The sequence below is a fragment of the Heliorestis acidaminivorans genome (assembly GCF_008933955.1).
Classification (GTDB): domain Bacteria; phylum Bacillota; class Desulfitobacteriia; order Heliobacteriales; family Heliobacteriaceae; genus Heliorestis; species Heliorestis acidaminivorans.
Genome location: NZ_WBXO01000001.1, coordinates 488,026 through 502,671, shown reverse-complemented (window position 1 = coordinate 502,671; position 14,646 = coordinate 488,026). Strand labels below are relative to the sequence as shown.

14 protein-coding genes are annotated in these 14,646 nt (G+C 42.6%); 7 read left to right on the top strand and 7 right to left on the bottom strand.

Features of this window, described 5'->3' with window-relative positions:
• Window positions 1–120: 120 nt before the first annotated feature.
• Entirely contained in the window at window positions 121–1,101 is a 981-nt protein-coding gene (locus tag F9B85_RS02430; protein WP_151618100.1) for an ATP-binding cassette domain-containing protein, read from the top strand.
• A gap of 85 nt (window positions 1,102–1,186) precedes the next feature.
• Complete coding sequence (locus tag F9B85_RS02425; RefSeq protein ID WP_243138040.1) at window positions 1,187–1,984, top strand: ABC transporter permease; 798 nt, start codon at window positions 1,187–1,189, stop codon at window positions 1,982–1,984.
• Window positions 1,985–2,208: 224 nt separating this feature from the next.
• Here F9B85_RS02425 and F9B85_RS02420 read toward each other — a convergent pair whose 3' ends face one another.
• The 4 genes from F9B85_RS02420 to F9B85_RS02405 form a co-directional block, all read right to left on the bottom strand.
• Complete coding sequence (locus F9B85_RS02420; protein ID WP_151618098.1) at window positions 2,209–3,591, bottom strand: Ger(x)C family spore germination protein; 1,383 nt, start codon at window positions 3,589–3,591, stop codon at window positions 2,209–2,211.
• Window positions 3,588–4,715 (bottom strand): GerAB/ArcD/ProY family transporter, encoded by a 1,128-nt coding sequence (locus F9B85_RS02415; protein WP_151618096.1) that lies wholly within the window; start codon window positions 4,713–4,715, stop codon window positions 3,588–3,590. Before F9B85_RS02415 ends, F9B85_RS02420 begins: the two co-directional genes overlap by 4 nt.
• 16 nt (window positions 4,716–4,731) lie before the next feature.
• On the bottom strand, window positions 4,732–6,456 hold the full coding sequence (locus F9B85_RS02410; protein ID WP_170270106.1) for a spore germination protein: 1,725 nt from the start codon (window positions 6,454–6,456) through the stop codon (window positions 4,732–4,734).
• Window positions 6,457–6,601: 145 nt separating this feature from the next.
• Window positions 6,602–7,246 carry a superoxide dismutase gene (locus F9B85_RS02405; protein ID WP_151618093.1) on the bottom strand — a complete coding sequence of 215 codons (645 nt, stop codon included), beginning with the start codon at window positions 7,244–7,246 and terminating at the stop codon, window positions 6,602–6,604.
• Between the two features lie 184 nt (window positions 7,247–7,430).
• Here F9B85_RS02405 and F9B85_RS02400 point away from each other — a divergent pair, with 184 nt between their 5' ends.
• Window positions 7,431–7,895, top strand: a complete 465-nt coding sequence (locus F9B85_RS02400) for an HAD family hydrolase (RefSeq protein WP_151618092.1) — start codon at window positions 7,431–7,433, stop codon at window positions 7,893–7,895.
• A gap of 43 nt (window positions 7,896–7,938) precedes the next feature.
• On the opposite strand, the gene serC is transcribed toward F9B85_RS02400, so the two are convergent.
• The 3 genes from serC to F9B85_RS02385 form a co-directional block, all read right to left on the bottom strand.
• Window positions 7,939–9,027 carry a 3-phosphoserine/phosphohydroxythreonine transaminase gene (gene serC, locus F9B85_RS02395; RefSeq protein WP_151618090.1) on the bottom strand — a complete coding sequence of 363 codons (1,089 nt, stop codon included), beginning with the start codon at window positions 9,025–9,027 and terminating at the stop codon, window positions 7,939–7,941.
• A 307-nt stretch (window positions 9,028–9,334) separates the two neighbouring features.
• On the bottom strand, window positions 9,335–10,072 hold the full coding sequence (locus F9B85_RS02390; RefSeq protein WP_151618089.1) for a hypothetical protein: 738 nt from the start codon (window positions 10,070–10,072) through the stop codon (window positions 9,335–9,337).
• Between the two features lie 107 nt (window positions 10,073–10,179).
• Complete coding sequence (locus F9B85_RS02385) at window positions 10,180–10,797, bottom strand: nitroreductase family protein (protein ID WP_151618087.1); 618 nt, start codon at window positions 10,795–10,797, stop codon at window positions 10,180–10,182.
• Between the two features lie 207 nt (window positions 10,798–11,004).
• Between F9B85_RS02385 and F9B85_RS02380 the strand changes: the two genes are divergently transcribed.
• The 4 genes from F9B85_RS02380 to bshA are packed head-to-tail and all read left to right on the top strand — an operon-like array spanning window position 11,005 to window position 14,602.
• A complete protein-coding gene (locus F9B85_RS02380; protein WP_151618085.1) occupies window positions 11,005–11,766 on the top strand; it encodes a histidinol-phosphatase HisJ family protein in 762 nt (253 codons plus the stop codon).
• Window positions 11,767–11,820: 54 nt separating this feature from the next.
• Window positions 11,821–12,639 carry a M55 family metallopeptidase gene (locus tag F9B85_RS02375; protein WP_170270104.1) on the top strand — a complete coding sequence of 273 codons (819 nt, stop codon included), beginning with the start codon at window positions 11,821–11,823 and terminating at the stop codon, window positions 12,637–12,639.
• A gap of 36 nt (window positions 12,640–12,675) precedes the next feature.
• Window positions 12,676–13,467 (top strand): bacillithiol biosynthesis deacetylase BshB1, encoded by a 792-nt coding sequence (bshB1, locus tag F9B85_RS02370; RefSeq protein ID WP_170270103.1) that lies wholly within the window; start codon window positions 12,676–12,678, stop codon window positions 13,465–13,467.
• Window positions 13,468–13,474: 7 nt separating this feature from the next.
• The gene (gene bshA / locus F9B85_RS02365; protein ID WP_151618080.1) at window positions 13,475–14,602 is read left to right on the top strand and encodes an N-acetyl-alpha-D-glucosaminyl L-malate synthase BshA; all 1,128 of its coding nucleotides are present in this window, start codon (window positions 13,475–13,477) and stop codon (window positions 14,600–14,602) included.
• Window positions 14,603–14,646: the final 44 nt, after the last annotated feature.

Genomic DNA, 14,646 nt, shown 5'->3' with positions numbered 1-14,646 from the left:
CACCCCTACTACAGCATATGAGGTAGTTAGGGAACGGTGAGGGCTGTGCTTTTTTTTCTACTTTGAAGATGTTATATTAAAAGGGTAATTATTAGCAATAAGAAGGGATCGTATAAAGCGATGACGATACTACATGTGGAAGATATAGTTAAGAAGTACGGTGACTTCCAAGCTGTCAAGGGAATTTCTTTTGCAGTAGAAAAAGGGGAGATCTTCGGTTTTCTAGGCCCTAATGGGGCAGGTAAGTCTACGACAATAAAGATTCTCTGCACACTTCTTTCTTTGACGTCAGGAAAAGCAGTACTCAATGGCTTTGACGTATCGAAGGAAACTTTGAAAGTCCGCCAATCTATTGGATTGGTCTTTCAAGATTACTCTCTTGATGATCGTCTTACAGCAGAAGAGAACTTATATTTTCATGGCATGCTCTACAATGTGCCGCGGGAACTATTGCGAGAGCGTATGGAGCAAGTTCTTAAGATGGTGGACTTAATAGAGCGTAAAGACGATCAGGTTCGTAAGTTTTCTGGTGGTATGAAACGGCGCTTAGAAATTGCTCGCGGGCTTTTGCATCATCCTAAGGTACTTTTCTTAGATGAGCCTACTATCGGTCTAGATCCACAGACGCGCCGCGCTATTTGGAATCATGTGATTAATCTACGCGATGAGTTTGGCTTAACAGTCTTCATGACCACCCATTATATGGAAGAAGCTGAGCATTGTGATCGCATTGCGATTATCGATCATGGCGAGATTGTAGCTCTAGATTCGCCAGTGAGCCTTAAGGCTCAAGTAGGTGGAGATATAATTACAGTGAAAACAAATCAGAATGAGGAGATAGCCAAGCTCATTCAAGAACGTTATAATCTGGAAAGTAAGCTAGAAGGAGAATTTCTGCGCCTTGAAGTCCAAGATGGATCTTCTTTTGTTCCCCAGATAGTAGCAGATTTTCCTGGTGCTATCTTAAGCATTCATGTTCATGAACCTACCTTAGATGATGTCTTTTTGAAGCTCACTGGTCGAGCTATTCGTGATGAACTGATCAGTGAAGCAGATCGAGCTAAGCAAAAGGTAAGAAGCTTTCGTAAAGGGAAGAGGTAGGTCTCGCTAAGGACAGTAAATAGTAATAGCTATAGGCTTGTACTGTAGTAGGGCTAGTAACTGTGATAGAGAAGAGGTTTTTTTGTTGAACTTGTTTGAATCGATTATGAAGACGATATATGTGATCTGGTATCGAGAGCTGATTCGCTTTCGCCGAGAAAAAAGCCAGTGGGCTGGCATGGTTATGCAACCAACCTTGTATCTGGTCTTTGTAGGTACAGGTATTGCTTCGGCTATGGCTTTTCGTGGTCTGCCTGATGGTGTGGAGATTGATTACCTTACCTTTGTCTATCCTGGTATTATTGGCATGTCCGTTCTCTTTACGTCCATGTTCTCAGGAATCTCCATTATCTGGGATCGAGAGTTTGGCTTTTTGAAAGAGATTCTAGTAGCTCCTGTACCACGGTGGGCTATTTCTGTTGGTAAAGCATTAGGTATTGCCACCATAGTATCTTTTCAAGCTATTGTCTTACTAGCTCTTTCTCCTTTAGCTGGCGTGCCTCTGACTTGGAAAGCGGCCCTTGGTATTTTACCTATCTGTGCCCTTATCGGTTTTTCTATTGGTTGTCTCGGCATAGCTATTGCTGGTAGGATGGAATCTCTACATGGTTTTCAGTTGATTTCTAACTTTTTGACGATGCCCATGTTTTTCTTAAGTGGTGCTATCTTTCCTTTGCATACAGCACCTGACTGGTTACAGTGGTTGATGAAAATTAATCCACTTACTTATGGTGTCGATGCTTTACGCAACGTCATTTATGATGGCATACCCACAGCTTTGTTGATGGTTCAGCACTCCTTAGCCTACAATGTGACTGTACTAACTCTTTTTGGCGTAGTCACAGCAACAGCGGCGGCGACAGCTTTTAATAAGACGGAGTGACAGTAGATTAGATGGTTTCTTTGGCTCTATCCTCCTCGGATAGAGCCATTTTTAATTTTAAAAAAAGAAGAGCACATAGACAGTAAGGAGAACCGTATAGAAGGCGATGAACAAGGTAGACCAGGCTGGCACTTGCTTATGCCGGCCTAGAAACCATCGTCCTACGTTAAACGTATATATGGCAATAGCAAGAGCTACTAACAGGTTAAAAATATCAAGAAAGGTTACTCCCATTCTTCTTCACCCGGTAGCTCTTCTTCTGTAGGCTCTTCCAGAACTTTTTCTTCTACCTTAAGATTAGGACGAGATGGATTAACTTGAAAGCCAAAAAACTCTACTTCAGGCTGAAAGTCTACGACTACTTCAGCATTTTGAAACCATTCGTGCCAAGGAATAGCGACATACTCTTTCGTCGTTAAAGTACGCCAGCGCAGAGGGCGAATAAAGTGAAAGGGGTCAGCAGGTATCGATTGCATCCGTGCGATGACGTCCAAAGCTTTTTTGTTTAATGCTTCTGCGATTTTTTTTTCTACCAAGCGGAAAGCTTCTGGTGTGCCAATGTCTTGACCTTGCACTTCCATGAGTTTACCCTTCATCCGTATTGTTACGGTAATGCGAATCGGTTCTGTAGAAGTGTCCACAGCAATGAGAGGCGGTCTTTGATGGTCTAAGATAACGGAGGCATAGTTCATCTCTTCCTGCGCCAAGGGGATACTCCAGATACCTGTCTTATAGCGACCACGCAGAAGCTCCGTTATGCGTACTTCATCTGCATTCATAAAGCCAACCAGCTTACCCCCGACGAGAACACCAGCACCAACATAAGAGACAGGATTGCCACCAGAACGATGGAGTTTGCCTGGAATGGTCTTTAGTTCTTCGTGAGCTGGTTCATCATCTTGCCAATATTCTTCTGTCGGCCTAGGTTTTACATCTTCGCCTTCTTTTTCTTCTGCTACTTCCTCATTAATGGCCATAATCGGTATTAAGCCATCAAAATGATACATTTCCATGGTATTATTCAGATCGTGAAGACGTACAAAAGGTGAGAAGCCAAATTGTCGTTGAATGTCTACAATGTCTTCCACGTAGCGGGCGATGTTTTCTTCCAATACAGGCACAGCATGTTGAAAAATTTCACGAGCTGGTGAGCCTTTGGCCATAAAAAAGATAAGGGAACGCCGAAATTCACGATGACGGTTAAAAAAATCAATCGTTCGATGGAGTCCTTCTTCTACTAATTTTTCGTCAATTACAACAATACGGCATTGCATAAAGGAGATACGTCTTTCCACCGTTGCTTCCAATAGAGCGACACCTTCAGGTAATGTCCGCGCCGTAACTGTTAATACTTTCGTAATTTGGCCTGGCGCTGTAGGCCCAGCACCACCACCAATTTGACCGGCCCCTACGATCGCTTCTGGGACGGCGATACGTGCTGTGAGATCAAGGAGACCTGCTGGGCTTCTGTCAATGCCCATAGAAAGTACAAAAGCCATTTGATCTAACTCCTGCTTGTCCCAACAAGAAGTAAGCAAGGTTACGGAAAGAAAAACCATAGCAATAGCAAGTATTTTTTTTACTTTATTTACATTTTTATCACTCATAAAGCAGTTGGCTCTCTTTTTAGGGAACGCTTCTTTCTAGGTCTTTTTTTCTTGCGCCAAGCGGCGACAGCCAATAAGAAGCTAGCTAGGATAAAAAGGCTGATAAAACCGTAAGGTCGCAAAAACTCGTATTCCCATTTTACAGCTGTTAGATAATCTGTTGGCATAAAAGTATAGAGGTAGGTTATGAAAGCAAATGGAAAGACGTAAGGTTGATAAAAGGGAGACTCTATGGTCTTGGCAAAAGTAATGACGGCAATATAAAGGGAAAGAGAGATCTTGATGATCATCATCAAGACAGTAGTAAAAACAAAGAGAGATTCTAAGTTCTGGAGAAAACGTCCCCAGTTAATGTTGCGAACAAGTTGAAAAAGAGGTGAGCCGATCAGCTGTGTGTTAGCAAAGGGGAAGTTTAGACCATAAGCGAGTAAGACAAGAGCCATGAAGAAAGCACTGAAAGCCATGCCGTAGAAAGCTACGAAGCGGAGGGCTTTACCTGAGCGGATGTTAGGATATAGGGCCATCAAGATAGCGACTTCAATAAAGACAGAGAGTCGTAAAAAAGCACTGATCAACAACTCATCAAGACCAGGGCCAAGAATCGGTGCAAGAAAATATAGTTCTGCTTGTGTAAAAGAGCTGAAGAGTAAAAAGATAAAAGCGCCCAGCGTCAGAGGAAGTAGAATTACATTGGCACGACTGATCGCTTCAGGTCCTTTGTAAGCGCCATAAGCACTAGCGATAAGAAAGGGGAGCAATAAGGCCCATGAAGGTGTTTCTGGTAAAATAATATAGTTTACAACATCTGTAAATTCCCTCAAGGCCATGGCTGTGACAAAAAGGATATAAAAGGCAAGAGGCCAACCGACAAGATAACCGGCCCAACGACCGAAAAGGATAACTGGAATTTCTACCAGGATTTTGTCGGGGAAATAATCTCTTAGTTTGATGATTACCCAGATAAAGGGGAGGAGATAAAGGTAGCTGATGATAGGAAGAAGCCACAGAGCACTTTGACCATCCTGAGCATAGATGCGAGGTAAGGCCAACAAAATAGTGGAGGTAGAATAAAGCCAGAGAAGTAAGAACAATTCGAAAGTCCCAAGCATGCCTGGTTTCTTCATAATTAGAGTGCCTCACTTAGAGCGTTCTGCGCAGTTTCTGTTTCTTCATCCTAGAGCGAGGAGGACGAGAGGGATTCTGGCGAATTGTATCGAGGGGTCGTATATAGAGGGGTCTTTTTTTTTGTCTGAGAATTGGTCCACGGAAAATTAAATCGTCAGCAACAGTTCGACTTGGTGTAAGAGGAGAAAGCAAAGGCACGCCTAGCGACTTGACGCCAGCGAGATGAAAAGCCACAATCAATGTTACAATGGCGAGACCATATAGACCGAGCGCCGCAGCGCTTGCGAGGAAAAGAAGGCGCAAGATGCGAATGCTGTAGAAAAAAGTGTAAGCCGGAATACTAAAGCTAGCAAGTGCTGTAATGGCCATCACGACGACAAGGATGGGCGAGACGATACCTGCTTCTACAGCAGCCGATCCAATAATAATGGCACCTACGATACCGATGGTAGGACCAATTTGCTGAGGCACTCGCAAGCTTGCTTCGCGAATGAGCTCTAAAGAAAATTCTAGAAAAAGTACTTCTATAAAAACGGGGAAGGGAACTTGTTCCCGCGCTCCCGCTGTAGCCAACATCAATTCGGTCGGTAACATCTCCGGGTGATAGGAAGTAACGGCAATATATAAGGCAGGTGCAAAAAGTGTAAGAATCAGTGACATAATTCGCAAGAAACGAGCAAAAGAGCCAAAAGGATTGCGAAGATACATATCTTCTGGTGAGTGAATAAAGGTCCATATGCTTATTGGTGCTACAAGTCCAAAGGGACTGCGGTCAAGGAAAACAGCCATAGATCCATCGGCTAAGGCAGAAGAAACTCTGTCCGGTCGTTCTGTAATCAGATGTTGTGGAAAAAGAGAATTGCTCTGATCTTCTATATATTGCTCGAACAAGCCCATATCGTGAACCGTGTCTACATCAATCGATTGAATCCGTTTGCGCATCTCTTCGACCATTGCAGGGTTGGTCAGTCCCGCCACGTAAAGAAGGCAATAACGTGTCCGAGCCATACGCCCTACGACCCGAATCTCACAGACTAGCCGTGATGTCCGCAAGCGCGCCCTAACGAGGCCGATGTTGGTGTCTAGGTCTTCCACAAAACCTTCCTGCGGCCCTCGCGCTGTTGACTCAATAATAGGTGTAGAAACAGAACGTCCTGGCACTTCGATGCCCTCGATGACAATAGCTTCACTTTGCCCTTCTACAAACAGAACAATATGGCCATTGATCAGCCGTTCCACAATCGTTTTTTTGTCTTGGAGAATCACATATTCACCAGGCGCCGATGTTACTTTTTTTGCCAAAAGCTCCAGCAACGTTGGCGCTTCAGGGATGGGAGCCGGTGGCGTCAATTCCATAGTCATAGGGTGTATGACCATGGCACTTAGATGTTCATTATTCACCTGGCTTTGAAAATAGACGAGTAAGGCCGGTAAAGTCTTAGGTAGGCCGATCGATAAAGGGCGAAGAATGATATCGTCGTTGAGCGAGAGAAGAAATTCCTTGTCTAGCCATTGCTCCACTTCTGACAGATTGGTAGGAATATAATCTTCAGGAGTTTCTGCTTGATTTTTTGTATCAGGATAGGGCGTAGGTTGTTGCTTGGGTTCATAGAGCGATAATAAATCGACTTCTTCTTCTAAAGTGCTTTTGCCTTTTTTCGGTGGCGGTGGCAGGGAAAAGGATTTGTCTATATAAGGTTTTTTTACAGATAAAAGCTTCTTCCACTTAACCCAGGACAAATCCAGATCCCTCCTTGCTAAGACTTGACTGCTTTTCCTTTGTAGGTTAGCTTTTGTCGATCCCTTCCTCCCTTATTCTTAAAAAAAAGATCAAAGCAAAGAGCTTTGATCTTTTTTTATACTGTGGCAATATACCTTTAGAGTCTTATTCAAAATAATAATCCTCTGTACTTTGGTCAGAGCTGTTTAACTTATCAACCCAACCAATGAGACTCTGGTAGCGGCGGTTAACTACGTCCCAATCGATATTTTTCATAAAGGCATCGATATAACGTTCTCTTTCTGTACCATAATCAAGAAAGTAAGCATGTTCGTACATATCGATAATTAAGAGGGTAGTGGCACAGTCAACAATGCCTTTATCGTGGGCATCAGCTAAGTAGTTATGCAGTTTATTATCGCGAAAATCAAGACTAAGTAGAACCCAACCACGAGAAGCTCCTGCCGCCGCTTTGAAGTCTGCCTCCCAGGCTTCATAAGAGCCAAAATTTTTCTTCAATGCATCCACAATAGGTCCATGGGGGCGACCTGTTCCACCAAGATTTTCAAAATAGAGCTCGTGAAGAACTACCCCGTTGATATTAAAAGGTTCTTCCACTTTCAAGCCCCGATAAGGTGTATAACGAGGATTCTGGTCTCTACGATCTACTTGTTGTAAACGACTGCGAATCTCGTTGATTGTTTTGACATAACCTTCGTAAAGCTTGTAATGCTCTTTAATTTGCTTAGGTGAGATTCCTCGCAAGCGTAACAAGGCTGGATCGAGAGGGTGGGTATCGATACGACTCATTGGGACAGAACACTCCTTTCCTTGTCCATAGAGGTGCTTATACCTCTCCTCTATGGTACGAGGCAAGGGAGGAGAATAGGTCTCGTAAAATTAACCAAAAAGATTTTTGCAGAGATAGTACTCTTTTCTCTTTGTTACTGCTACGTCTCTATATCTTAATATTAAAGTGAAAGGTGCATTAATAATGAAGCTTAACATCCCAGGCCAAGAGCCTTTAGAGCTAGCTCATCTTGTCTTAGATTATAACGGGACCATTGCCGAAGATGGCAAGTTACTGCCTGCTTTGCCACCTATTCTAGAGGATCTAGCTACTAGGTTACAGATATATGTGATTACGGCAGATACTTTTGGTTCCGTTGCTGAGGAGTGTGAGCACCTTCCTGTCTCTCTTCAGATCCTTAAAAGTAATGATCATAGCCGTGAGAAAGAACTATTTGTGCGCTCTTTATCTGGTGGCGTCATTGCTATTGGTAATGGCGCTAATGACTGCGCCATGGTTGGCTCTGCTGATCTAGGCATTGCAGTAATAGGGCCAGAAGGTTGTGCTCTAGAGACTTTATTAAGAGCTAAAGTTGTGGTGACTTCCATAGAAAAAGGTCTGGCTCTTTTGCAAAAGCCAGACCGTCTTGTTGCTACCCTGCGGCGTTAAGTTTTTCCCATCTGTTGTCAAGATTATTAAAGTTACAGAACCTTTAGCCGTTCTTCTTTTGGAACTCTTTCATAAAGTCAGCTAGAGCCTGGCAACCTTCCCGAGGCATGGCATTATAAATAGAAGCTCTCATGCCGCCAACGGAACGATGACCTTTGAGACCACTGAGGCCTGCTTTAGTTGCTTCACTGTTAAAGGCTTTTTCCAAGTCTTCGTTAGGTAAACGGAAAGTGAGGTTCATCAGAGAGCGGCTATCTTTTTCAGCATGACCTGTGTAGTAACCACCGCTGTTATCAATTGTGTCATAGATGAGAGCCGCTTTTTCTTCATTATGCTTAGCGATTGCTGTAAGGCCGCCTTGTTTTTTGATCCACTGTGCTACTAGGCCAACCATGTAGACAGAAAAAGAGGGAGGCGTGTTGTATAGAGAATCATTCTTACTATGGGTATCATAACGAAGCATAGTAGGAATGTTTTTGTTACCTTGTTCAATCAGATCTTTACGAATAATCACAACAGTTACACCAGAAGGACCTAAGTTCTTCTGAGCTCCCGCATAGATTAAAGCAAATTTGCTGGCATCAAAAGGTTTGGAAAGTATATCACTAGACATATCGGCTATGAGAGGAATATCCCCATAGTCAGGGAATTGCTTCCATTGTGTGCCAAAAATGGTGTTGTTAGAGGTAATGTGAACATAAGCAGGCTTTTCGCTTAACTTAATTTCATCAAGTTGAGGAATTCGAGCATAGTTACCTTCTTTGGTAGTAGCGGCAATATGAGTTTGTCCAAACTTAGTCGCTTCTTTTTGAGCTTTTTCAGCCCAAGCCCCAGTAAGGATATAATCGGCAATTTGACCTTCGCCTAAGAAGTTCATTGGAATCATAGCAAACTGTGAACTAGCGCCACCTTGAACAAAAAGCACGCGATAGTCGTCACCTAAACCGAGCAACTCTTTGATTACAGCTTCTGCTCCGGCATTAATAGCTTCATATTCCTTGGAACGATGACTCATCTCGATAACAGACATGCCCGAACCTTTGTAGTTAAGAAACTCTTGTTGAGCCTCTTCCAATACAGACAAAGGAAGAGTCGCCGGTCCCGCGCTGAAGTTAAAAATTCTTTCTGTCATTACGGAGGTCCTCCTACTCAAAAAGTATCAAAAATGATTACAAGTATAGATAGTTAGTAAGTCTATATTACATTACATTTTATTATAACTTCCATGACTGGGAAGATACAAGGATTTTTAATATAGAACCACAGAGACAGAGAGGACTCAGATAGATTAATAAAGAAAATGCTTCATTAGGTCCTTGCCAGAGAGGAACTCTGGAAATAAAGTAGGCCTGCCTTGCTTATCATTCTTAGCTAAAGATAAGAGCAGGGCAGGCCTTGTTTTAGAAATATCTGTACGGTGAACTTAACTTTCTTGGAGCTTACTTTTTCTCTATAAAGCGCAATTGCTTATCGTCCCATAGGTAAGTTACCACGCTGTCTTCAGTGCTTGCTACAGTAAATTCGGCAAGGTCTGGTAGTAGATGGGGATCGCCGGCTGAGCGAAGGCGCTTTACTTTTTTAGCTATCTCGATAGTTCCTGGTGATGGGTAGGTTAGTTTATTTTCTTCATGAACACCGTGCCAATAGAGACCTTTGGGGTCATCCCAGCTTTCATGCCAGTAATACTCGCTTTCTTGAACATGAGCAAATATTTGGTGGAAAACATTTTGATCGTCAATGCGGTAGATGCGATTCCAAGTGGTTTCCTCAAAACCACCGAGGCGGTTATCGGCTTTTTCTTCAACGAAAATACCGCTTATTTCTAGACCGGGAAGGTCAAAGCTTGTAGCTTTTGAGATCATTGATGTATCTTTCGATAGGGCAATTAAACGATTGCTTTCTTCTTCGAAAGCGGCCAAAAAAGCCTGGTGTTTGCTCATATTGACGACAAGGATATTTTCTTGGCCTTCAATAGGTGAGAAATCACCTTTAACTATCAATGTATCGGCTGGTTCTCTATCAGCAATTCCTTTGGCTTGGAGGGCCCGCTGAATCAGTAAAACCTCTTGATCTTTTTCACTTTCTGCAAAAGTCGCTACACTGTCCCAACGGACGAGGAACAGAGTTAGAGAAAAAATCAGAAAAGCAGAAAGCAAAAGTGCACCTTTGCGAAACAAAGGACTTCACCCCCTCAAGTCTTGTATATTATGCGGGATGAATGTCCAATGTTCCTTTTTTGTAATTTTTTTATTTTTACCAAAATGCTTATCAGGGGAAGATTGCTTTAGAACCCAATCCAAGAGAGGCGACCTTCTTTGCGAGGTGGAACTACTGCTGTACCATCGGCATAGCCCATGGTAATTAAGGCAACAAGTTCATGGTCTTTGATGCCTACTGTTTTGTTAATATCGTCAGCCACATGCAGAGGAGCGGTCATCCAACAAGTTCCAAGGCCGACACTATGAGCGGAAAGCATAATGTTTTGTATAGCGGCGGCAACGCTTTGGATTTTTCCTAGACGATCGATGTTGCAAGTACGTAGGTAGGTAGGAGTAGAGTCTGGTTGAGCAGTAATCGGTGCTGATTGACTGTAGCAACAGATCAGAATAGGAGCACCACCGAGGGTATCAAAAAATTCTAAGGTCGCTTGAATTACTTTGGGTTTGTCTTTGAAAGCTCTTTCCAATTTTGGTAAAATAACTTTGCCAGCAGGAGCGATTATCTGACTTAACTTGCCTTTTTCTTCACCACGGACGACAAAGAAATGCCAGGGTTGTTGGTTTGTGCTTGAGGGGGCCCAGAGACCGTCTTCGACAACCTTCTCAATAAGATCTCGAGGTGGCTCTTCAGTTTTGTACTTGCGAATACTTCGGCGTTCTCTAATGGCTTGCGTTAGTTCCATAGTTTTGGCCTCCTTATGATCCCTAATAGTACTATTATTTCTATATAGTTATTGTTCAGTACAAGCGCTTAAAAAACCTTCTTTTTTTACAGCAGGTATTTTGTCGTTCTCTGTTGAAAAAAGCTTATAGTAATTGCATTTTTGAGAATTTATGCTTAGATTTTTTATATTGTGAGAGCTTGACTTGGAGAAGGGGACGTAATCAATATGCTTGTAGATTATCACGTACATGCCATGGGACATGCTACTTCTAGTCATACTGTTGAGGAATTTACAGCTTATTTAGAGACAGCTCGCTTAAGAGGTGTTTCTCAGATAGGGATTGCTGATCATGATCGTTATTTAGATCAATATAATCTAGGTGCTCTTGCTGAAAGTGCCAAGAATTTTCCAGATATTCAAGTCCGTTTTGGTGTAGAAATTGATTATATTCGCCATGCTGATGAAAAACTCAAAGCCATGGTTTATCGATATCCTTTTGATTTTGTCATTGGTTCTGTTCATAAAATTCATGATTGGGATTTCGATCATAATGGCTACTTAAAAAATTACGGTTTGTGGGAAGAAGATGCTCTTTATCTGGAGTACTTTAAGCGCATTGCAGAAGTTGCACGTTCAGGTTTATTTAGTTTTATCGGTCATCTTGATCTGATCAAGATTTTTAAGGTTCGCTCCAAAAGGCCAGTATTAGAACTAGCAGAAGAAGCCTTACAAGCTATTCGAAAAAGCGGTTTACCTTGTGAGATAAATACAAATGGTTTCAACAAACCTATTGGTGAGTTCTATCCTTCTAGAGAATTGTTGGAACGATGCTTTGAACTATCCATTCCCATTACTTTGAGCTCAGATGCTCATTTTAGTCATGAAGTAGGACGAGACTTAGAAAAGGCAAGGGAATTGGCTTGGTCTGTAGGCTATCGTCAGGTAGCTACTTTCTATCAAAGAAAATGCATTATGGAACACCTCTAGCATAAGGTTATACCGTACTATCCTCAGAATGGACGGATAGGGTGGTGGGCTTTAGTGCGGTTATATATTTCTGCAGATTTAGAAGGTGTGGCCGCTGTTGTATCATCGTCTCAGCTTACAGAACCATTGGAGTACGAACGGGCGAGACGGTGGATGACTGAGGAAGTATCAGCGGCCATTAGAGGTGCTTCATCTGCTGGCGTGGATCAAATTGTCGTCAACGATGCTCATCTGACTATGACTAATTTATTAGTCGATGATTTGCCAGGATATGTAGAAGTGATTTCAGGTAAACCTAAAGAGCTGGGCATGATGGCGGCTATTGATGACAACTTTGATCTTGCTTTCTTTATTGGCTATCATGCTCGCCATGGTTCGCCAGGTGTTTTGTCACACTCATATAGTGATGCCATAGTAGGCATGGAATTAAACGGCTTGGAAATAGGGGAATTAGGTTTTAATGCGGCTTTGGCAGGTGTTTTTGGTGTTCCTGTGGCCCTAGTCAGTGGTGATGAAGAAGTAGCCCTAGAAGGCAGTCAGCTTGTAGGAACTTCTTTTGTCATCGTCAAAAGTTCTGTGAGTCAGCAAAGTGCTCGCACTTTATTACCTAAACAAAGCCAAGCTATGATAGAGCAAAAAAGTTATGAGATTATACAAGCATGGAAGACGGGAAATGTTCACTTAGAAGCTTATTACCTTGAAGGGCCCTACTGTCTCAGGGTAATATTTCGCAGTCCTCTTATGGCCAAGATCGTCTCTTTTATGCCTGGCTTAAAGCAAAGAGATCCATGCTGTGTAGAGTTCTATCACTCTGACTTCCCTACAGTTTATAGAGCTTTTCAAGCTATGTTGATCTTGGCAGGTCGTCCCTGAATAAGAGCTAGAATGAATACCAAAGGAGAAAACTCTATGGTAGTGTATAATCAGACAAGTTCTATAGAAGCTCTTTCTAGGGCAAGTAACTCCTGTCATATCCTCGCTTTTGGTGCTCATCCCGACGATATAGAATTGTCTGTTGGTGGCATCATTGCTTTGGCTAGCCAACAAGGCTATGGCGTTGTAATCGTAGATCTAACAAGAGGAGAAATGGCCACTAAGGGCACAGCAGAGATTCGAGAAGAGGAAGCAAAGCTTGCCGCTGACTTGCTCGGTGTTAGAGAACGAAGAAACTGTAGTTGGCCCGATGGTTCTTTAAGCAACCCTCTTTTTTGGTCTGAACGAATTGAAGAATTAGTCATGCTTATGCGTCGCTATCGACCTCAAATAGTTTTAGCTCCAGGAGGGCGAGATCGCCATCCCGATCATGAAGGTGCTTCTGAATTAGTGCGGCAAGCTTTATTCTATGCAGGAATAGAAAAATACGTAGGACCATGTGATGAAAAAGAAGAACTAGGCGAACCTTGGAGACCTCGACAGCTTTATCATTATCGCTTAAATGCTAGTCTTCTCGACGGACCACAACCACTTCTAGTAGATGTTTCTTCCGTCTATGAGCTGAAGAAAAAAGCGATTGTTGCCTATGCTAGTCAATTTGGCCAACTTTGGGAAGAAGAGTGTCAGCGACTAGGCATTCCTCATCTTTTGCATTGGTTGGTAGGTAGAGATAAATATCTCGGTGGTCTTGCCAATGTTGCTTATGCCGAGCCGCTTTACGGTGAAAAGCCTTTTGTGTTAAAAGATCTTTCTGCTTTATGGGAGTGATCATTTTTTGAAAGTTGGCATTCTTTGTTATCCTTCCTATGGAGGCAGTGGGGTTATTGCTTCTGACTTGGCTCGTCACTTAGCTCGACGTGGTCATGAAGTGCATGTCTTTTCCTATGAGACACCTTTTCGACTGCAACAGTTTGAAGCTAACTTGTTTTTCCATCAAGTGGAAGTACTAGATTATCCACTTTTTCGATTTCCTCCTTACTTAATTGCATTAACTTCCAAAATAGTTGATGTGGCTCGAACAGCACAGTTAGATCTTTTGCATGTCCATTATGCTATTCCTCATACACCTGCCGCTTATCTAGCTAGAGAAATGCTAGCACGGGAGCGAAAATTGCCCATAATCACGACAACCCATGGTACTGACATTACTTTGGTAGGGAAAGATCCTCAGTTTTTCGAAGTAATTCGCTTTTCTTTAGAAAGCAGTGATGGTGTAACGGCTGTTTCTCACAATCTTGCTATAGAGTCCAAAGAAGTTTTTGGCCTAGAAAAAACACCTCGTGTCATTCCTAACTTTGTTGACGTAGAGGCCTACATACCACAGCAAAATCCTGCTTTGCGAAGTCGCTTTGCTTTGCCGGAGGAGAAATTGCTTTTGCATATCTCTAACTTTCGACCTATAAAACGTCTTGAAGATGTAGTAAAAATTTTTGCTGGTGTCAATCAAGTCCTGCCATCACGGCTTTTGCTCGTAGGAGATGGCCCTGAAAAAGTAACGGCTCTACAGATGGCTCAACAGTTAGCTGTAGAAGAGAGGGTGCACTTCTTAGGGAGACAAGAAAATGTAGCCGAGATATTTGCCTTATCTGATCTTTTTCTGCTACCATCAGAGAAAGAATCTTTTGGTCTTGTTGCTTTGGAAGCTATGGCCTGTGAAGTACCTGTTGTTGCTAGTAAGACTGGTGGTCTTCCTGAAGTAGTAGAACATGGACTAACAGGTTACTTGGCACCAGTTGGTCATACTGATGCGATGATTGAAGGCTCTCTCAAGATTCTCTCGAACCCCTTGTTGCATCGACAAATGGCAGAAAGAGGACGTAAAGTTGCTTTAAGTCGCTTTCGAGCCGAACCAATTGTCGATGCATATGAGCAATACTACAAAGAAATACTAAATGAATCTTGACAGAAAGATAAAAATCATTTACCATATTACCAAACATAGTAACT

Coding starts and splice junctions, on each gene's coding strand:
- bshB1 (WP_170270103.1), top strand. CDS start 12,676: ATGGTAGTGTATAATCAGACAAGTTCTATAGAAGCTCTTTCTAGGGCA.
- F9B85_RS02415 (WP_151618096.1), bottom strand. CDS start 4,715: ATGAAGAAACCAGGCATGCTTGGGACTTTCGAATTGTTCTTACTTCTC.
- serC (WP_151618090.1), bottom strand. CDS start 9,027: ATGACAGAAAGAATTTTTAACTTCAGCGCGGGACCGGCGACTCTTCCT.
- F9B85_RS02400 (WP_151618092.1), top strand. CDS start 7,431: ATGAAGCTTAACATCCCAGGCCAAGAGCCTTTAGAGCTAGCTCATCTT.
- F9B85_RS02420 (WP_151618098.1), bottom strand. CDS start 3,591: ATGAGTGATAAAAATGTAAATAAAGTAAAAAAAATACTTGCTATTGCT.
- F9B85_RS02385 (WP_151618087.1), bottom strand. CDS start 10,797: ATGGAACTAACGCAAGCCATTAGAGAACGCCGAAGTATTCGCAAGTAC.
- F9B85_RS02405 (WP_151618093.1), bottom strand. CDS start 7,246: ATGAGTCGTATCGATACCCACCCTCTCGATCCAGCCTTGTTACGCTTG.
- F9B85_RS02430 (WP_151618100.1), top strand. CDS start 121: ATGACGATACTACATGTGGAAGATATAGTTAAGAAGTACGGTGACTTC.
- F9B85_RS02380 (WP_151618085.1), top strand. CDS start 11,005: ATGCTTGTAGATTATCACGTACATGCCATGGGACATGCTACTTCTAGT.